Annotated in this window: 13 protein-coding genes; 6 read left to right on the plus strand and 7 right to left on the minus strand. The window is 37.1% G+C overall.

What is annotated here, in order from left to right:
* Positions 1 to 73: 73 nt before the first annotated feature.
* The 3 genes from VB248_RS17710 to VB248_RS17720 form a co-directional block, all read right to left on the minus strand.
* Complete coding sequence (locus tag VB248_RS17710) at positions 74 to 1,837, minus strand: GH35 family beta-galactosidase (protein WP_323298148.1); 1,764 nt, start codon at positions 1,835 to 1,837, stop codon at positions 74 to 76.
* 180 nt (positions 1,838 to 2,017) lie between these two features.
* The gene (locus tag VB248_RS17715; protein WP_323298149.1) at positions 2,018 to 3,187 is read right to left on the minus strand and encodes an MFS transporter; all 1,170 of its coding nucleotides are present in this window, start codon (positions 3,185 to 3,187) and stop codon (positions 2,018 to 2,020) included.
* 62 nt (positions 3,188 to 3,249) lie between these two features.
* The gene (locus tag VB248_RS17720; protein WP_323298150.1) at positions 3,250 to 5,691 is read right to left on the minus strand and encodes a TonB-dependent receptor; all 2,442 of its coding nucleotides are present in this window, start codon (positions 5,689 to 5,691) and stop codon (positions 3,250 to 3,252) included.
* A gap of 673 nt (positions 5,692 to 6,364) precedes the next feature.
* On the opposite strand from VB248_RS17720, the gene VB248_RS17725 reads away from it, so the two are divergent.
* Positions 6,365 to 7,135: an SDR family oxidoreductase gene (locus tag VB248_RS17725; RefSeq protein ID WP_323298151.1), complete on the plus strand. Its 771-nt coding sequence runs from the start codon at positions 6,365 to 6,367 to the stop codon at positions 7,133 to 7,135.
* A gap of 228 nt (positions 7,136 to 7,363) precedes the next feature.
* Here the strand turns inward: VB248_RS17725 and VB248_RS17730 are convergent, their stop codons facing one another.
* Positions 7,364 to 7,900, minus strand: a complete 537-nt coding sequence (locus VB248_RS17730) for a class I SAM-dependent methyltransferase (protein ID WP_323298152.1) — start codon at positions 7,898 to 7,900, stop codon at positions 7,364 to 7,366.
* A 45-nt stretch (positions 7,901 to 7,945) separates the two neighbouring features.
* Entirely contained in the window at positions 7,946 to 8,899 is a 954-nt protein-coding gene (locus tag VB248_RS17735) for a hypothetical protein (RefSeq protein ID WP_323298153.1), read from the minus strand.
* Between the two features lie 406 nt (positions 8,900 to 9,305).
* Between VB248_RS17735 and nadB the strand changes: the two genes are divergently transcribed.
* Entirely contained in the window at positions 9,306 to 10,892 is a 1,587-nt protein-coding gene (gene nadB, locus VB248_RS17740) for an L-aspartate oxidase (RefSeq protein WP_323298154.1), read from the plus strand.
* 75 nt (positions 10,893 to 10,967) lie between these two features.
* On the opposite strand, the gene VB248_RS17745 is transcribed toward nadB, so the two are convergent.
* Positions 10,968 to 12,209 (minus strand): NupC/NupG family nucleoside CNT transporter, encoded by a 1,242-nt coding sequence (locus VB248_RS17745; RefSeq protein WP_323298155.1) that lies wholly within the window; start codon positions 12,207 to 12,209, stop codon positions 10,968 to 10,970.
* Between the two features lie 284 nt (positions 12,210 to 12,493).
* Positions 12,494 to 13,036 carry a YfiT family bacillithiol transferase gene (locus VB248_RS17750; protein WP_323298156.1) on the minus strand — a complete coding sequence of 181 codons (543 nt, stop codon included), beginning with the start codon at positions 13,034 to 13,036 and terminating at the stop codon, positions 12,494 to 12,496.
* A gap of 659 nt (positions 13,037 to 13,695) precedes the next feature.
* Here VB248_RS17750 and VB248_RS17755 point away from each other — a divergent pair.
* The 4 genes from VB248_RS17755 (at position 13,696) to VB248_RS17770 (ending at position 20,583) form a co-directional block, all read left to right on the plus strand.
* Positions 13,696 to 16,878: a SusC/RagA family TonB-linked outer membrane protein gene (locus VB248_RS17755; protein ID WP_323298157.1), complete on the plus strand. Its 3,183-nt coding sequence runs from the start codon at positions 13,696 to 13,698 to the stop codon at positions 16,876 to 16,878.
* Positions 16,879 to 16,995: 117 nt separating this feature from the next.
* On the plus strand, positions 16,996 to 18,468 hold the full coding sequence (locus VB248_RS17760) for a SusD/RagB family nutrient-binding outer membrane lipoprotein (RefSeq protein ID WP_323298158.1): 1,473 nt from the start codon (positions 16,996 to 16,998) through the stop codon (positions 18,466 to 18,468).
* A gap of 40 nt (positions 18,469 to 18,508) precedes the next feature.
* Positions 18,509 to 18,991 carry a hypothetical protein gene (locus VB248_RS17765; protein ID WP_323298159.1) on the plus strand — a complete coding sequence of 161 codons (483 nt, stop codon included), beginning with the start codon at positions 18,509 to 18,511 and terminating at the stop codon, positions 18,989 to 18,991.
* A 419-nt stretch (positions 18,992 to 19,410) separates the two neighbouring features.
* Positions 19,411 to 20,583: a pyridoxal phosphate-dependent aminotransferase gene (locus tag VB248_RS17770; protein WP_323298160.1), complete on the plus strand. Its 1,173-nt coding sequence runs from the start codon at positions 19,411 to 19,413 to the stop codon at positions 20,581 to 20,583.
* The last annotated feature ends 61 nt before the right edge of the window (positions 20,584 to 20,644 follow it).

The following is a 20,644-nucleotide window of genomic DNA, read 5'->3' on the forward strand; positions in this document are numbered from 1 at the left end:
TATTTAAAAAAAGAAAATTTAATTAAGGTTTTCTAAATAGAAAAATGCATTATCATGATAGTTAAAATTCTAATTATTTATATCTGAAAACCTTAAAACGTATAACTTTAAACTCTTCGGTTGCTGGAAACGCAACCGCTGCCATACTTGGGTCTTTTTTAAAGCCAAAACCAGCATCTCCGCCCATACTCGTAAAAGATTCATCACCGTTGAGCCTACGAGTTACTTTCCAAATGTCATTTTCAAAATAGCCTTCTTCCATCACTTCAATGTCCAAAAATGGCATGGCAGGATTGGGCGTTTTTGCTTTTAGTTCAATATTGAAGTATTTTCCAATAAGAATAAATTCATCTTTACCAATGTTAATGAGTATTCCACCGGCTACCTCTGGCTTTGGGTCTTTTGAAGGAAAACCCGCAAAAACCAAATTAAAATCAATAATTGTTTTGCCAATATTGGCTTGAATGGAATAATCGCCTAAGTCGAAATTGTGGATAGGCTTATTTTTATCCAATAATATTCCTGCCATTTTATCAGTACTTTGATACTTCAAAATAACATCTTTAACCTTTGAAAGTGCCTTGTAAGCAGGCGTAAATGGGTCTTCTTCTGGTGTCATATCATCAATGCCAAAAGGTGAGAAACCTATTATTTCTTGATTTCCGAATGCATACATGGCTTCAAAAGTAGCCGTACTGTTATGTCCAATTTCAGGAATAAAAACGGCATTACCATCTCTTCTATAAGTTTCTATTACAGCATTGGCATCGGGAATATAAATATCTGGGGCAATCAAATCAATGGCAGGAGCTGCCAATCTCCAAATATCTAAGGTATGCGGTACTGGCCCACCACTTGGGTATTTGCCAGGATAGCCCAATTTTGGCTGTTTTATCCAAGCATTAACGTACATAGGAATCGGATATTCTGATTTTCCTGCCTCGGCCACCGCACCCATAAAACGAGCGTAGTGATAGGCACTGAATAACTCTTCGGTCAAGAAACTTAAATTTTTCCAGTTGGTGGTAGTAGTATCACTTTTACCGAAGACTTCTTCCCAAATACCTTTTGTTTTACTGCCATTTGCTTTCCATATTTTCTCTAACTCTGGCTGTAATTTATTGTTTTTTAGGTAGTTGAGTACTTCTGTTGGCACTTGCGATTGGTACAATTTATCGGCTGTATAATCACGGGGTGTGTAAAATAAACCCACCTCATTTTCGATTTGAGCCATGATAACAGTTTGCTCCTTTTGGTCAAACTCTTTGATGTGTTTCATCAAAGCTTTGAACGCACGTGCATCTGCTTTCATTGTTTCTTCACCAAAAGCAGAAAGGATTTGAAGATTTTTTCCGTTTTTATCCTTGGCATAAGGGTATTTATCCGAATCATGTTTTACCCAACTTGGCACATAAGTAGAATAGCCATTTTTCCATGTGCCAAACCACAATATGACCAATTTTAGATTTTGCTTTCGAATGCCAACAATCATACTATCCACTAAAGAAAAATCGAATTCTCCTTCCGTAGGCTCTATCAACTCCCAATAAACAGGTGCCACGACCGTATTGAGATTTTTCTTTTTCAGTTGTTCCCAGATTGGACGCATGTAGTTCGCATTTGAAGAAGACGAATTATGTAATTCTCCGCCCAAAATCAAAAAAGGCTTTTCATTCACAATAAGTTGTTTTGAATTTCCTTTTTTTTGCAAATGAGGAATCATATTATTGTTACGCCCCACCTCGTCTAAACGGTCTTTCTTTGTCGGCATTTGGGCATTTAGCCCGCTAACAATTAAGATAAAGCCCATTATCGTTATGAATAATCTATTCTTCATTTTCAGCATTAGTTAGATTAAAATTGACATACGAATTCGCTGCCAGTTGCTACAGTTACCACTCCACTGTCGTCAAGATTCCTTTTTTTTAGGAAAAACTCTTCCTGGTAGCTACAAAGACTTACAGCACGTTTGATATTTGAACTCATTATTATATAACTGATTTTTACCTACAAAGAATTATTCTTTATCGAAAATGAAATTAAGTACGACCATCACCAAACAAACGACTCCAAAGATGACGAAGGCTTTTAATATATCGCCCGAAAGACTTCTGACCGAACCCACAATAAACGGCGATGTGGAAAGGCCTAAGAAAAATCCACTACTCCACACACCCATGCCACGACCACGGTATTCGACAGGCACCGAACGCAAACCATAGGCAATCAGTACGGGAATTGCCATACCACAACCTGTTTGTTGAATAATGGCACTTATCATGGCCGAAGTTAAGTCGGTAGAAATACCAACTCCGATTAAGCCAATACCGATAAGTGTAAACATAATTCCAAACTGAATTCGATTACTTTTAGTACCCAATAACTTAAACATAACCGCCCCAAGTGGTAGCATAAGGCTTGCCACTGCCGTGATTTTACCCACTTCTTTAGGGTCGTTGATACCTATTTTATCTAAGGCTAAAGAAAAATGTAAGGTATAAACATAGTAGAGAACCGAAGCAATGAAAGTTGTGAAGAAAACTTTGACTAAAGATTTCTTCGAAAATTGAAGCGAACCATTTTGAACATTGGCAAGCGATGAGGCTTTCTCAGTAGGCTCATAGATAAAGAAAAACGCACCAATGGGAATAAGAAGCGTAATGGCATATAACAAAAACGGATATTGCCAACCCACCGTAGCGAGTTGCCCGCTGCTATTGATAACAAAGAAACCAAATACAGGCCCAATGATGCTTTGAATCATCAACCACGTATTTCGGCGGCTTTGCTCAAAATAATCGCCTAAAAGTATATTGGCAATGGTAAGGATAAATGCTTCACCAATACCCAAAATGAGCCTTCCTGCAATTAATGCACTGAAACTTTCTACAAAAAAGGGCAAAACACCACCGATTCCGTAAAGAATTGAGAAAATAATGAGCAATTTTCTACGACCGATTTTATCGGCCAAAAATCCTGCATACGGCGAAAACAAAGCCACACACAAACCAGGGGCAGAAATCACGAACGGAGCCAACGTTTCGATATAAGGAACATCTTTGAAATGATTACGAAGTGTGGGCACGACGGGCATAAGTGTAATTACGGCCATCATGGGTAAAATACTAACCAAAGCAATGATGATTCCTTGTGGTATTCCTGCGGTTCGGTTTTGGGCGTTTGACATTGTTTTTATCAATTAAGGTTGTTTATTAATGGGGAGAAGCATAAACTTCTCCCCTATTTTTATTACAGATGGAGGTTCAACTGAGCCCCAATTAATCTTGGCGAGCCAAATATCCAGTTATAAATATTGATAGTACCACCATTAAAACTTGAATAAGTGATGATACGATTATCTTCAAGATTTTGGGCAAATACGCCTATATCAAACTTTCCTCCTTGGGTTGTGTAAGTCAAGTTGATGTCTGTTTTTGTATAAGCCTTTTGCTTATCCATGGCATAATTGAAAGCGGTGGTATAATAATCCGACTTAAACAAAGTTTGAATACCTGCGTTTAAAATGCCTTTTCCTATTTTGAAATCGTGGTTATAGCCTGCCGTGAGGGTCCATTTAGGTGCCATAGGTGCTACGTTTCCCGCAAGATTTCTTTCAATTACTGCTGCACCTACTCTATTAGCTACAGTTTTTAGGTCATCGTATTTCGCATCCAAAAAGTTCACAGAAAATCTAAATCTATTGGCTCTCGTTGCAACATATTCTCCATCTATTTCTAAACCTTTTACAGTACTAACTCCCGCATTTTGGATAGCGCCACCGATGGCAGTCGAGATAAAAATAGTCACTTGTTGGTCTTTATAGTCATAGTGGAAAGCCGAAGCATTCAAACGTAATTTGTTATTAGCAAACTTATTTTTAGTACCTATTTCGTATGCCACCAAGCTCTCTGGATTATACTGACCTAAATTATCGAATCCTCCGGCTTTATAACCCGTACTTACTTTTGCAAACAACATTTTATTGGCATCTATTTTATACTCCAATCCAGCCAACCAAGTAGTCTTGTTCCAACTGCCTTCGGTCGGGATTCCCTCAAATGGTTTCATACCTGCCTGCGTAGGAGAAGTAGGCACATTTGGGTAGAAAAATCGAATAATAGAAGGTGGACCAAAAGGTGCCGATGCCAAGTTTCCCCCACCTAAAACCTTTTTGTCAGAAGTATTTCTGATACCAAGTGTAAAGCCCAATTTCTCATTGACATTATAAGTGGCTTGCCCAAAAATGGCTGATGTTTTTGAATTTACATCTCTGATGAAGAAGTTTAGAAAAGGAACTTGTCCACCAAATGCCCCTGCTGCCGAAACCAATAATAGCCCACGAGCGGTATTTTGGTCTTCATCACCATAAAAACCTCCCACCTGCCAGCTCAATTTAGCTGTTTCGCCATTTAATCTTAGTTCATGGCTTTGCGTTGATGATGCAATGTCGTTATGAAAACTATTGGTTTCTGGTACATAGCCATTAAGAGGCTGATAGCCAGTCATAGCTACTTTACGATAACCTGCGGTATAGCTTAAAATTGCTTTGCCAAAATTGTAGGCGATTTTTCCCCTGATAGCCGATTGGTCTATTTTCATAAAACCAGCCGTTGCAACGGGGTAATCATTTGGTAAAGGGGTTGTCCAAGCAATAGGTTCTTTATCTTTTAATTCAGTAATATTGGCCATCGGAACACCATATTGCGAAGGTGCTTGTTGGTCTATTTTACTAATTTCGCCCGCTACATACATGGACAACGCTTTGGTCGGATTTATAGTCAAGCCCAAACGAGCTGCCCACATATTTCCGTTATCAATTTTTCCCACTGCACCTCCGTCACGGTAGCCATCGTGCTTATTCAATATACCCGCCGCACGTACCGCTACAATTTTTCCTAAAGGAAGATTCACCATTCCGTTCAGTTTCAAGGAATTGTAATTTCCATAACTTAGCCCCAAATCTGCTTCACGAGTTTGAGTAGGTTTTTTAGCAATGATATTTACTGCTCCAGCGGTAGCATTACGTCCATAGAGTGTACCTTGTGGTCCTTTCAAGACTTCAACACGGTCGAGGTCAAACAATGCAGCGTTTAGGGCTACGGGTCTATTAATGTACTCACCGTCGATTCCAACCGTAACAGCTTGGTCTGAAAGTTCGGCAGCACCTTGGTTACTTCCCACACCACGAACATTAATTTGATTAAAAATGGTATTCGTGACAATATTCAAACTCGGAGCAATGGCTTGCAGTTGAACTAAATCTGTAATACCCTGTTTTTGTATAGCCTTGCCCGTAACCAAGTCGAGGGTAATAGGTACTCGCTGTGCCGAAACCGAACGGTTTTCTGCCGTTACGACTACTTCTTCGAGGCTTTCGGTTGCTTCTTTCAAGGTAATATCTAATTGCTTTTTATCGCCAACAGCTACTTCTTGTAATTCGTAGCCTACAAAAGAGAAAATAAGCGTTTGGTTTTTTCGTGCCTCAATCACATATTTTCCGTCTTTATCGGTTGTTGTTCCTTTGGTTGTGCCTTTGATGGCAATGCTTACCCCCGATAGTTTTTCACCATTTGTTGTTCTGACGCTTCCACTAATACTCTGGGCAAATGACTGAGCAAATGAAAGCAGTATTATGATGACCGAATAAAAAGTTTTAGCTCTCGGATAGCTAAAAATAAAATTTTTTTTCATAGTTTGGGCTGTTTTTGAATTTTAGCGAGTTTGAAAATCATCCAAAGCCGACTCTATTACCAGTAGAGTTGGCTTTTTTATTGAATAATTGCAATAATTTGTTAAACAAAATTAATATTGGTATAGTATAATTTTTTATCAATATTGTATCAATGTTATACATAATCAATCATTCATACTTAATTGATAAAATATTATCCTAAAATAATCTACAAAAAAAGAGTTGTTCAATACGAACAACTCTCTTGGAATGGGAACGAAAGCAAATGTTAAACTTAAAAGGAGTGCCGATACTCTGAGGGTTTTATACCTGTTTGGGCTTTAAAAAATCGGGCAAAATCACTCAATTCATTTTTATCAATTGGCTTCGAGCAAAAGTATTTCCTTGAGTTAATCATGGGCTGTTTGCTTAACACATTTGCTAAAATGATTGGATGAAATTGCCGATAGTTCGACATAATCGGTGATTGTATTTTATAAACGTGGATTGTAATTGTATAGCTATTGGGTAAGCCAAAACGAAATTAAAATACCAGCGACATGAAGTAAAAAATCAATCAAACTTACTTTATGAAGTAGTCTGCTTATGACTGATAAAAATGAATTGTTTGTACAAAATGCACTGAATCATATAGGCTTCTAAAAATTTGATTTAAACGAAAAAATCCATCAAATGAATAATTTTAAAAATTTTGACCTTAGTGGAAAAATCGCTTTGGTGACAGGTTGTAACAAAGGTATTGGGCGAGGGATGGCTCTTGGTTTGGCTGAAGCTGGTGCAGATATTATTGGAGTTGCTGGCTCTTTGGAACTTTCAGGAAGTATCATCGAACAAGAAGTGAAGGCTTTAGGACGAAATTTTAAAGCCTATCAGGCTGATTTATCCAATCGTGAGAAGGTTTATGAATTTATTCAACAAGTAAAAGCCGAAAATCCTAAAGTAGATATTTTGCTGAATAATGCAGGAATTATCAAAAGAAATCCTGCTGCCGAACATTCAGATGAGTACTGGGACAGTGTTTTGAGCATCAATTTAGATACGCCATTTCTTTTGGCACGTGAATTCGGAAAAGACATGATTGCACAAGGAAGTGGGAAAATCATTTTTACTTGTTCATTATTAAGTTTTCAAGGAGGTATCAACGTGCCGGGCTACGCTGCCTCGAAAGGTGCTTTGGCGAGTTTAGTAAAAGCCTTGGCAAACGAATGGGCTGGCAAAGGTGTAAATGTAAATGGAATTGCTCCCGGTTATATTGCCACAGACAACACCGAAGCTTTACGCAACGACCCCGAAAGAAGTACTGCTATTTTGAGTCGTATTCCTGCTAATCGTTGGGGTGAGCCACAAGACTTCAAAGGCCCAGTGGTTTTCTTAGCTTCCGAAGCTTCAAATTATGTGCATGGCACAATCTTAACAGTTGATGGTGGTTGGATGGGGAGATAAGTATGAGTGCCGAATTATGAATGCTGAATTAATTGTGAACGAAAGGGTTAAGGCAATTTTGTATTTGGGAATTTGGATGAATACTTTCACTAAAAACGTTTTTGTAAAGCTAAAAACTGAAAAAAATCCTTTAATAATCCTAATTCGCAATTCAGCCTTGATGCTTAAATAATGGTTTTAGAGAAGTTCTTTTTGTTTTTCATAAGGCTGAAAATTCGGTTTTCAGCCTTATTTTTTTTGAAAACTAAAAATCTTTACGGCGTTACCTTTATCAACAATTTTCAGAAGAGTAAAACCGAATTGTATAACAAAATCTATCAGTACAGGTTCACGATAGAGTGCTTTTAAACAACCTTCATGAATTTCGCCTTCGTAGCTTGCCAATTGTTCTTCTATAAAAAGTATGCCTTGTGGTTTCAAGATGTTGGCAATGTCTTGAAGCATAGCATCAGGAAATGAAAATTCATGAAAACTATTGAGGATAAGTACTTTGTCGAAAGTATGATAGGGGAGTTTGGTTTGGTATTCTGTGCCGATGACGGAGAAAAATTTTCCTGAAATTGCTCTCTTGAGGAATTTTTCATAAAAAGTAATTCCTGCCTCAATTTCTTCTTGATTACACAGATTTTCGTCGATGTCTTGTAAATAAAATGTAAGGTTTTCGACCTGAGAGGCGAAGTAAATTTCCCAAACGCCACCACTCGCACCAATAGACGCTACTACTTCATTAGGCTTAAATGCGAATGTTTTGAATGATTTCTCCATAAAAAAACCCTTTCATAGAGAAAGGGTAAATTTTCAATTTGAATATTATTTGATGGCAAAATGTCCTTCTCCAATTTTAAAACCTTCGCAGTACAATTCAATTTCATACTGCCCGACTTGGTATTGAATTCCCGTGCCTTTGGCGTAAACGATCTCTACACTTTGTCCTTTTCGCTGAAAAGTAATGTCTTTTTTAATGGTATAAACGGATTCTTTTCCCATCAAATCAAAATTGCCAGAGCCAACATTCGAGTCGTACAGAATACTTCCTTTTGGGTCAATTACTCTTATAAAAATAGATTTATTATCTTCTTTAGCAATGGCGTTCGGCAAAAGTTGAAAAGCAATTTTCATTTTATCTACTTTTGCCACACGAAATAAACCACCTTTTCGCTCCTTATTTTTACTTGAAACAGCAATAGCTTGTACCATTTGAGCCTGCAAAGCCGCACCTTTGTTCACGGTAGCCGTAAGTTCAAGGTTTTTCTGGTAATAATTATCAAGCGAATCGCTGAGTACTTGTCTAAAGTATTTTAGTTGTGCATTTTCAGTCAATAGACTGGCATTTTCAGAAGCCAATAATTTAGTGTTATCTGCCAGTCTTACATTTTCCTTTTTTAAATGCGAAAGCTCAGTATTTTTAGCTTGAATCAAGCGAAGATATTCTGCAATTTTATTTTCGTAACGAGTGGTTGAAAAAATACTGTCTTTTTTCAGCTGAATTCTGTCGAGTTCTAATTGTTTTTTTGCTGCCAGTAAATCATCCACTTGTCCGCCCAATGATTTTATCTGGGCGATTTTGGTGTCTAATTGTAAACTCAATGAATCTAAGCGAATTTTTGTGAGGGTTAAAGCCTGTACTTTATTCGTAATTTCAATTTTTTGTTCTTCTTTTACTGTATTTGCATTCTTTAAATAATAACCAAGTACACACACTGTTACTGCCAAAAAACCTGTCGTAATCTTCCAAATACCACTACTTTGTGTTGTCTCTTCCATATACTATTTTTATTTAGGGTATTTACAAGTGATTCGCTATTTCCATTTTTTTTAGCCGAATTTAATCATTACGACTGGAATTTGAAATTATTAAAGTAAACTTACTTCATTAAATTTTCATAAATTTCTCCAATATTTATGAATTGTTTATGCTGATTTATAGCAATCTGAATGATATTTTTTGCATAAAAAATGAAACATTTTGCCTAATGTAATGTCAATTTTATAACAATTATCTGAAACATTTTATTAGAATAAGCAAAATTACCTTTGTTTTTGGTAGAAATAAAGCTATTAAATCATTATAAAATATTAATAAAGAAGTTTTTAAAATAACTTTGTTCATTCGTGACATTGTATTTTTAATTTAATCATTAAATGCGGGCGGCAAGCCGTTTTCATCATTATGCCCCAATACGACTTTTTAGTTATCGGCTCAGGTATCGCTGGGCTTTCTTATACAGCCAAAATTGCTACATACTTTGAAGAAAAACGCAAAAATGTAAAAATAGCAATCATCACAAAAACCATCGCCGAAGAAAGTAATACGAAATATGCACAAGGTGGCATTGCTACGGTTTGGAAAGATGAAGATTCTTTTGAAAAACACATAGAAGATACAATGGTGGCGGGCGATTTTATGTCGGATAAAAGAGCAGTAGAAATTGTAGTAACAGAAGCCCCCGAACGCCTAAAAGAACTGATTGCCTACGGAACAAACTTTGATAAAAAAGAGGACGGCTCTTATGATTTAGTGAAAGAAGGAGGACATTCCGACCAAAGAATTTTGCATCATAAAGATTCAACAGGCAACGAAATCGAAAGAGCTTTATTAGAAAAAGTAAAATCTTTTAAAAGTGTAGATTTTTTTACGCATTACTTTGCCATCGACCTAATTACGCAGCATCATTTGGGCGAAAAAGTAACCAAAGATACACCCGATAAAAAGTGTTTCGGAGCTTATATTTTTAATACTATTACTGGAAAAACCGAAACATTTTTAGCTAAAACTACGCTGTTGGCTACGGGCGGAATCGGGCAGATTTACCAAAGTACAACCAACCCAACCATTGCCACTGGCGACGGAATTGCGATGGCATACCGTGCCAAAGGATTAGTAGAAGGCATGGAGTTTATTCAGTTTCATCCTACTTCTTTGTATCAACCCGGCAAAAAACCTTCATTTTTGATTTCAGAAGCTGTGCGTGGACATGGCGGTATTTTGAAAAATATGGACGAAAGTACTTTTATGGAAAAGTACGACGAACGCCTGTCATTAGCTCCACGTGATATTGTAGCAAGAGCCATCGACTCTGAAATGAAGAAAAATGGCGTGGACCATGTGTATTTAGACACTCGCCATCTCGACCATGAGGATTTTACACATCATTTCCCGATGATTTACCAGTACTGTAAAGATAATCTCGGTTTGGATATTACAGGAAAAGACATGATTCCCGTTGTGCCAGCCCAGCATTATTTGTGTGGAGGTATCAAAGTAAATGAGTACTCGCAAACGAATATTAATTTCTTGTTTGCCGCTGGCGAATGTTCGTCAACAGGTTTGCATGGGGCAAATCGTTTGGCATCTAATTCACTTTTAGAAGCCATTGTATATGCACATCGAGCATTTTTGAAATCCATTGAAATTTTTGAAGACAATATACTTCCTACCAATATTCCAGATTGGAATGACGAAGGAACGACGCATCCTGAAGAATTAGTATTGGTAACAGAAATGGCTCGTGAATTAGAATCTATCATGAGTAATTATGTCGGTATCGTAAGAACAGACCGAAGACTAAAAAGAGCTTACGACCGTCTGGAATTGATTTATCTTGAACACGAAGAATTGTATCGTCAATCAAAAATTTCTGTTCAAATCAACGAACTCCGCAATATGATTAATGTAGCTTACCTCATTATCAAAGATGCCAGAGCCAGAAAAGAAAATCGTGGTTTACATTATAATTTAGATAATATCAAGGAGTAGAAAACTCTATTCAAGTCCATAAAAAAAGCCTGACGAAATCAAGAATCGTCAGGCTTTTATGCGTAGTACGTATTTTTACAAAAGTAATCCTGCTAAAGTAGCGGAAAGATAACTTGCCAAAGTACCACAAATTAATGCTTTGAAACCTAATTTGGCTAAATCAGTACGACGCTCAGGAGCTAATTCGCCAATACCTCCAATCTGAATTGCTACCGAACTAAAATTGGCAAAACCACACAAAGCAAAACTGGTGATAGCCAAAGTTTTTACATCTAAAGTTTCTTTGATTTTCACTAAATCCAAGTAGGCTACAAATTCATTTACTACCATTTTTGTTCCCATCAAAGCACCTGCTACCTGAATATCTTTACTGGGTACGCCCATAGCCCAAGCAAATACCGAGAAAACATTTCCTAAAATGAAATTCATACTAAGGTTTGGCATACCGAAAACGTAAAAACCAACATGCCAAAGAATAGAATCAATTAGAGCAATCAAAGCAATAAAACCAATTAGCATCGCTATTACATTGAAGCCAACTTTCAAGCCTTCAGAAGCACCCGAAGCAATGGCATCCACCAAATTGGAATGAGCTTTCTTAATTTCAAGTTGAACAAAACCTTGTGTTTCAGATTTTTCAGTTTCAGGATAAACGATTTTTGAAATCACTAAAGCACCCGGTGCAGCCATAATACTTGCCGCCAAAAGATACGAAGCAGGTACGCCCAATTTGATATAAGTAGCCATTACACCACCAGCAATACAAGCAAAACTTCCCGACATCGAAGCCAATAATTCAGATTTTGTCATACCCTTTAAATAAGGTTTAATCATAATCTGAGCCTCCACTTGTCCAACAAAAGCCGAAGCTGCATTTGAAAGAGCCTCTGCTCCACTTACGCCCATGAGCCAGTGCATACCTTTTGCCAAAACGGCAATTACTCTTTGCATGATTCCGAGGTGATACAGAATATTTACCAAAACCGCTACAAATACAATCGTAGGAATTACTTTGAAGAAAAAAACAAAATCATGACCTTCACCGAAGGCTTTTGTCATTAATTCGGGTTGTACCAGTGAACTAAAAACAAATTCTGCTCCTTTGTCTGCTTTTTCAAGGAGTTGATTTACCAGTTCTCCTAATTTAGTAAATAGTGTTTTTCCAATGTCGGTTCTTAAAATAAAAACAGCCAAGCCAAACTGCAAAGCCAAGCCCACACCTACTGTGCGGTAGTTAATAGCTTTTCGGTTATTCGACATCAAATAGGCAATTCCTAAAATTAATACAATCCCAATAAGTCCTGTGAAACGTTCCATGTACAAAAGGTTAATACCAAATCTTTAAAGTGGTTGTTGAATGAAAAGTTAAAGATAAGTGAAAAAAGATGAAAGCTGATAAAAGTAAAGCTCAGAAAAACCTTAAAGCCCAGAAAACAAGCTTTAAGGTTCATAATTTAATATTTTTTGAAAATATGAATTTCCATTATTTTTACTTTCAAGTGTAAAGTTTTTGAGTGATGAATTAGGAATACAGAGTTTTGAAGCCAAATTAAACTCCTCACTCAGCATTCAACACTCCACATTCAAAAAACTCCACACTCTCAAATTCCCATTCTCTTTCTCAATTCAGTAATATGAGCGGTGTGATGTTTACCATGCCAAGCATACATACCTGCCACAGTACGAAGCGAGTTCGTTTGTTGGCTTGCAGGGTGGACAAACTTGCGTTCAAATTGTTCTTCGGTCATTGATTTCAAAAGCATCACCCATCTGTTATGAAGCATTTCTAATAAAGTAAGCGACCACTCTATCGGAGCGTTTTTACCATCTTCTAATTCTGCCCAAAATTGTTCTTCATAAGGGCGAATTGTTGGAGTATCTTCTGTAAGTGCTAATTTAAAACGACAGTAAGCGTTCAAATGCGAGTCGGCAACATGATTGACAGTTTGGCGGAGAGTCCAGCCTTCTGGTCGGTAGGGGAGTTCCAATTGTTCAGCATTTAAGCCTTCCACAGATTTTTTCAACAATGTAGGAAGCGATGCTATTTCGTCAATCCAAAGATTTAACAAGGCATCACTAATTTCTGTAGGTTTTTCAAATTCCCCAATCGGATAACGAAGCTGTTCTAAAGATAAAGATTCCATAAGGTTTAATTTAATGATTACAGCACAATTTAGTATAAATATCTATTAATAAAGTGTTTATACGAGGATTTAAGTAATTTAACTTAATTTTTTTGATACAATAAGTGTGTGATACTGACACAATCTAAATGCTGATTTTTATCATTTCAAAAACCAATTTTTGTGCTTTCTTTAAATCATTATATTTATTATAAAATAGGGTCAAAATAATTTTTTTTATTCACTTGAAATGAATATTTTTTGGATTTTTAGTTTGGGATTTTAAATAAATTGACTATAATCGTACTTAGAAATATGCAAAAAGCAGGATAAAAAAGATTAATTTAATATTATGTACAAAAAAATCTTTGTCGCTTTAAGTATAATTTCTCATAACATAACCATAACAAACTAATAAAACTAATTCACTAAAAGCTTTTAAAAACAAACCAGATACAAGCAGTTTACGCATTCTTATTTTTCCTTTTTTCCAAAAACAACTCTTCAATTTATAATCTAAATCACGAACATTGCTATTAGCACTCAAAAAGTGTTCTGATTTCGTATTGCCTTTTTTCAAAACATAAAAACAGATTTGACAATGACCAAAAATCATTGCCCAGTATTGTATTGCCCAAATTTCAGTATAATAATTTCACAACCATAAACAACTAATACTTATGAACAAAATTCTATTACTATTGTGGGGATTACTGCTGTTTACCACATCAGCGTTCTCGCAAGAAAAACTAAGTGTTACGGGAACAGTCACCTCTGCTGAAGATGGAATGCCTATGCCCGGTGTTACGATTCTTGTAAAAGGAACTTCGATTGGAACGAATTCGAGTAGCGAAGGAAAATTTAAGATTGCTTGTAGTTCCAAAGATATTTTAGTTTTTACTTTCGTTGGGATGTCTCCACAGGAGATTCCAGTGGGTTCTCAGACTTCAATTAATGTAAAACTTAAACCTGATGTATTGCAATTATCAGAAGTAGTGGTAACTGCACTTGGTGTACAAAGAGAGAAAAAAGCATTAGGCTTTTCTCAGCAACAGCTTAAAGGTGAATCACTTACAGAAGCAAGGTCTGCCAATTTAGCCAACGGACTTTCTGGTAAAATTGCAGGTTTCAGAGTAAACACCAGTGCTGGGCCGGGTGCTGCGGCTACTATCCAAATCCGTGGTTCATCGTCAGTTTCTGGTAATAATCAGCCTTTGGTGGTGATTGATGGTGTACCTATCCAACAAAGTTTTGACAAACAATATGGCTCTGGACTTTCGGAAGTAAATCCCGACAACGTGAAAGATATTGCGGTTTTGAAAGGCCCCAATGCCGCAGCTTTGTATGGTTCTCGTGCTGCCAATGGTGTTATTTTGATTACTACAAAAAATGGTGCTGGCACAAAAGGCATTGGAGTAGAAGTAAATTCTAACTTTACAGCCGAAAGACCTTTTATCAGTCCAAATTTTCAAAATATCTATGGTGGAGGAAATGGCTATCGTACTTGGTACACAGATGGCTGGAGTGGTTCAATCACTGACCCAACTGAAATTACCCAATATCGTGCAGCTTATGGGCCTAATGCTCCGCTAAGTGGTACAGAAGGAACTGACGAAAGCTGGGGGGCTCCTATGGATGGACGTTTGGTGCGTCAATGGTGGACAGGTAAATCTGTTGCTCCACTTACTCCACAGCCTAATAACTTCCAAGAATTTTGGCAAACAGGTACTGCTTTCACCAATAACGTAGCTATTTCTGGAGGTAACGATAAAGGAAACTTTAGGCTATCAGTTGGCAATCTGAAACAAAATGGAATTATGTATTTCAATGATTTTCAGAGAAATAACTTCAAATTTAATTCAGGATACAACTTTACTCCAAAATTGAATGTAACCCTTTCTGCCGAGTACGTAAAGTCTTGGTCGAATAACAGAGGTTATACAGGTGGTCAGGAATTTATTTGGTCGCACAGACATATTTCTTGGGAACAACTACGTGATTGGGAATCTTATAAGGATGTGCATATTCAAAGAGCTGTGGCTGGCAGACTTCCAGACAGCGACCCACCAAACTGGCAACATACTTTCTTTACAAACCCTTATTACATTCAAGAAAAATTACCTGCTTCTAACGAAAAAGACCGCTTAGTTGGAAATATTGCTTTGAATTACAAAATCACACCAGAATTAAGTGCCATGTTGAGAACTGGTACGGATGTTTGGACGGATACTCGTATCACTGTCGTAAACTTTGAAAGAGTAAGAAACGGAAACCGTACACCGGGTAGATTCTCAGAAGAAGTACTTCGTCGTCAGGAAACAAATACCGATGCGATACTTACGTATAATAAAAACGTTAGTAAAGATTTTTCTATCAACGCACAAGTCGGAGGAATTATCAGAACCAATTATTACAAGAGAAATTATCTCTATGTGGGTGAATTAGTAATTGATGGATTGTACAATGCAGGAAATGCCGTGCCAAGCCAAAACACAATTGCTTCGGCTATTCAAAAGCAAGAAGTACAAAGTGCTTTTGGTTCAGTAAACTTGGGTTTCAAAAATGCTATTTTCTTAGACTTAACAGCACGTAACGACTGGTCGTCAACACTTCCTGCTGGGAATCGCTCGTATTTTTATCCATCAGCTTCTTTGAGTACAGTATTTACAGATTTGATAGATGGTATAAAAGGTGATGTTTTATCATTCGGAAAAGCACGTGTCAGTTTGGCACAAGTAGGTAACGATGCCGACCCTTATCAGTTAGCTCAAACTTATCGTGCAGGTACTTCTTGGAATGGTTCAGTTCCAGAATTTGCTGAAAATACTACCATTGCCAACTCTTCATTGAAACCAGAAATTACGACTGGGCTTGAAGCTGGTTTAGACCTCCGTTTATTCAAAGGTAAAGTAAATTTAGACTTAACTTACTACGAGCAAAGTACCAAAAACCAAATTTTAGGGGTTGAAATCTCTAAAGCATCTGGCTACAATACTCGTATTTTGAATGCTGGTCAAATCACCAACAGAGGGGTAGAAATCACCGTTTCAGGTACTCCACTCAAGCTTTCAAATGGATTTACTTGGGAAGTCGGTTTCAACTTTGCCCGCAACAGAAACAAAGTGGTTGAATTAGCAGAAGGATTAACCACTTACGTATTGAACGAACGCCGTGGCTTAACTTCTGAAGCTCGTGTTGGACAACCCTACGGAACTTTATATGGCTATGGCTTCGAAAGAGCTCCAGACGGGCAGTTGATTTTAGTAAACGGTTTACCTCAGTTATCAACTACTCAAAAAATCTTAGGAAATATTCAGCCAGACTGGATTGGAGGTTTTACAAACACTTTCAACTATAAAAACCTTTCACTTTCAACATTAATTGATATTCGTATGGGTGGTTCAATTTATGACGAAGGTACTGCCAATGCTCGTTGGACGGGTCAGTATGCTGAAACAGCAATTGGTCGTGAAGAAGGAGTAATCGGTCAAGGTGTAAAAATTGTTAGTACAAATCCAGATGGTACAAAAAATTATGCTCCGAACGACATCATCGTAAGTGCTAACCAATACTATGGTTATAACAACCCTCGTCGTTATCATGAAGCAGCCATTTTTGATGCCAGCTATGTAAAACTTCGTGAAGTATCATTGGGCTATAAATTACCTACTGCTTTGGTGAGAAAATTAGGTTTTCAGTCAGCAAAAATTTCAGCAGTTGGTCGTAACGTCTTGATGATTTTCAAAAATCACCCACATCAAGACCCAGAAATTGATGCAAATGGTGGAAACAGACAAGGTTTTGGTTATGGTGAATTACCACAAACAAGAAGTATCGGAGCTAATTTATCATTTAGCTTTTAAACCTTATTCGCAACAACTAAATAAAACTTGTATCAATCATTGTGGCAATAGCCTTGCGTAATCAGCTTTTGAGAACCTGTTTTTGTCACAAGATTTTCACCCAAAAAATATTCGACAATGAAAAAACATACAAAAATATATCTTCTGGTTGCCAGTATTTTATTGGGAACTGGAGCTTGTACTGGCGATTTTGATAAGATGAATGTTGACCCCAACAACCCTTCATCCATTACCCCACAATTCCTTTTACCAACAGGTATAGAAAGTTCCATTGACCGCTACTGGGGACATCGTACTCGTTTTGAACGCATCAACCTCGACGGTGCAGCACTTTGGATTCAGCATTTAACAAGAAATATTTATTCAAACGAAGGCGATAACTACGGTATTTCTCAGGCTTTACCCTTGAATAACTGGAAAGGTTTTTTCAATGATGCTCAGTCGAATTTCAACCGTATCATTACACTTTCAGGATCTGCTTCGGCAACTCCTAATAGCAATTATGAAGGCATCGCTTTAGTAATGCGTACTTGGACTTTTTCTTTATTAACCGATATGTGGGGAGCAATACCTTACAGTCAGGCATTAAAAGGAACAGCCACCGACCCAATTTATACGCCTGCGTATGATTCAATGGAAAAAGTGTATGCAGGAATGCTCGAAGATTTGAAAATAGCAAACGAGAAACTCAATGTAGCTGGGCCAGCTGTTTCTGGAGATATTCTTTATGCTGGAAATATTTTGAAATGGAAAAAATTTGCCAACTCTTTGCGTTTACGATTGGCGAATCGTCAGGCTGCCAAAAAACCTACTGAGTCGAGAGCAATCATGCGTGAAATACTTTCAGACCCAGTGAAGTATCCAATTTTTACAAGTAACGACGACAACGCTTCACTGAAATGTACCACCATTTTGCCAAGTAATAATGAGTGGAATCAAGTATTGATTCAAGACGGACGTACTGACTGGAATTTGAGTAAAACTTTGGTTGATAAAATGAATGGTTTGAACGATGGTAGAATCAAAATCTTCGGAAATCCAAACAAAGCAGGCAAGTACGAAGGTCATGCCAATGGATTACCAGATGCCATTGCCACTACATATTTGGAAAGTAGCTCTACAATTGGAAGTTTCTTTACTGCGGCAGCAGCACCAGAAGTAATCATGACTTACGCAGAACTTCAATTCATTTTAGCAGAAGCAAGTATCGACGGCGACATAACTACTGGAAATGCTCAGACTTATTTTGAAAATGGCGTAAATGCTTCTTTTGCTCAGTTCGGAGCTACGGGAGCGGCTGATTTATTAGCACAATTAGGAACTGTTACTCGTGCAAAAGTACTTGACCAAAAATGGATTGCTTTGTTTGGACAAGGTATTGAAGCTTGGACAGAGTACCGTAGAACAGGTTATCCGATAATGCCTGCTGCCGACCCAAGAGCCGTATTTGAAAATAGCGGAATTATTCCTACTCGTTTGCCTTATCCGGGTTCAGAGTATTCACTAAATGCTACCAACGTAGCTGAAGGTGAAAAATTAAATGGCGGACCGAATGACATGAAAACTAAACTTTGGTGGGCCGAGAAATAATTAAGCTTTCAAAAAGTATTAACAATAAAATAGAACAATCATGAAACACATAGATAAATTACCCCCATTTGTATTGATTGCCCTTTTTGCTCTTTTAGCCTTAACATCTTGTAAAGAAGTAGATGACCCTTTAGTACCCAGAGTAGTATCGCCCGTGTTGGTAGCAATTGATGGAATTCCTTATGGAGATTTTTCGACAGAGCCAACAGTAAGTTATACCAAAACAGGAAATGTTGTTTTATCGGCCAGAATTTTGGAGTTAGACAAAACAAATATTCTTGATTATACAAAAGGTATCGACTCGCTTCCAGTAGCCAATACCAAAATAGTAATTTCATTAAGAAGTACTGGTGCTACCGTGGCAGAGCTTACAACAGATGCCAAAGGAAAAATTAGTGTAGAGAAAACTTGGGCATCTTTAGGGCTAACAGCACCAGCAACAGGGAACAGCGTTGCCCTTAATTGGAGCGGAAGTTATAAAGGACAAGCCTTCACCAGACTCTCAAGAGTCTCTGTAAAATAAACTACATAGCAAGCGTAATAAGCCAGATAAGAATTTGAAGTATTGTTTTTGTACAAAAAAAATGGTAATAAATGAGTGTTTCTCTCTATTTATCAAAAAACTATTTTTTTATACTTTTGCAAAGTAATTATCAATTAAGGTAATTTTATCACCAAAAAAATAGATATATTTGAATAAATTAGCATTTATAGGTTATTTTTTAACGAAAAAATTATCATTTTAGATTTTATTTCTAAAATATTTGATTTACCTTTAGCTAAAAATAGTACAACTAAGAACTTCATCAACTTATAACTATTATATTCGAATTCTACGGGGATACTTCCCCGTAGAAGTTCAGATAATTACTTGAGAGCTTGAAATAACTTGCTTAATAGAAAACCTTCATCAAATCATTCACTCTTAAACAATTGTGTGAAATGTCACTAAATCTTAATCGTCGTAATTGGCTTAAAAAAAGTTTATTAGCTACTGCTGGTATTAGTACTGCAAGTGCTTTCATTCAAAAAGCAGCAGCAAATCCTTTACTTCGTCTGGAGTTACAGCAAAGCCTTCTTCAAGAATTTACTTTAGAAAGAGAACATACTAACATACCAACGACTGCTAAGACGCTTGTTAGACTTAGTGCCAACGAAAATCCATGGGGGCCATCAGAAAAAACTAAACAGGCTTTAATTGGAGCTATCGGTGAATCTAATCGCTATGCTTTTAAATTGCGTAGCGAGCTAATCAAGGCCATTGCTGAAAAAGAAGGAGTACCTGAAAACTATATTCTTTTAGGAGCAGGCTCATCTGAATTATTAACAGCGTCTTTAGTAGCTTTCGGACAAAAAGGTAAAATTTTAGTTGGTGACCCTTGCTACATTTCTGGAAATGAAGAAAGAGTACCAATGGAAAAAGTACCATTGACCAAAGATTATCAGTACGATTTGGATGCCATTGCCAGCAAAATAAATGGCTCACAGAGTTTGGTGTACATCACTAACCCCAACAACCCGATTGGTGCGATACTTCCTTCGGAGTCTTTGAGTGCTTTTATTGACAATGTTTCTGATAAAATCACTGTGTTGTCAGATGAGGCATACATTGATTACGCAAAAGACCCTAAAACAGCTACGATGATTCCTGCGGTAAAAGCAGGTAAGAATGTTTTGGTACTTCGCACAATGTCTAAACTATATGCTTTTGCAGGTTTACGTTGTGGTTATGCTATTGCTAAACCAGAAATCCTAAAGAAAATTCAGCCTTATTGTTCAGGAGGTTTTGATATGTCTGTCCCTTCATTTGCTGCTGCCATTGCTGCTTTGAAAGATACAGAATTTCAACAATTGACTTTGAAAAACACTGAGGAATCAAAACAATATTTGTATGCTTTCTTAACAAAAATTGGATATACTTACATTCCTTCATCGGCTAATTTCGTGATTTTTCCTTTGAAAATGAAAGGCTCAGATATGCTAAGTAAAATGGCAGCAGAAGGTGTGATGCTTAGAAAATGGGAATTCGACCGTCAGCATTGGTGCAGAGTTTCAATCGGAACTTTAGACGAAATGAAATCATTCGCTGAAGCATTTTCTAAAATTATCTCCTGATTTTGTGATTCATACTTGCTTCAAAATTGCATTGAAGCAAGTATGAATCTCTAAAAAGCAT

It is taken from the genome of Arcicella rigui (assembly GCF_034929435.1).
Taxonomy (GTDB): Bacteria; Bacteroidota; Bacteroidia; order Cytophagales; family Spirosomataceae; genus Arcicella; species Arcicella rigui.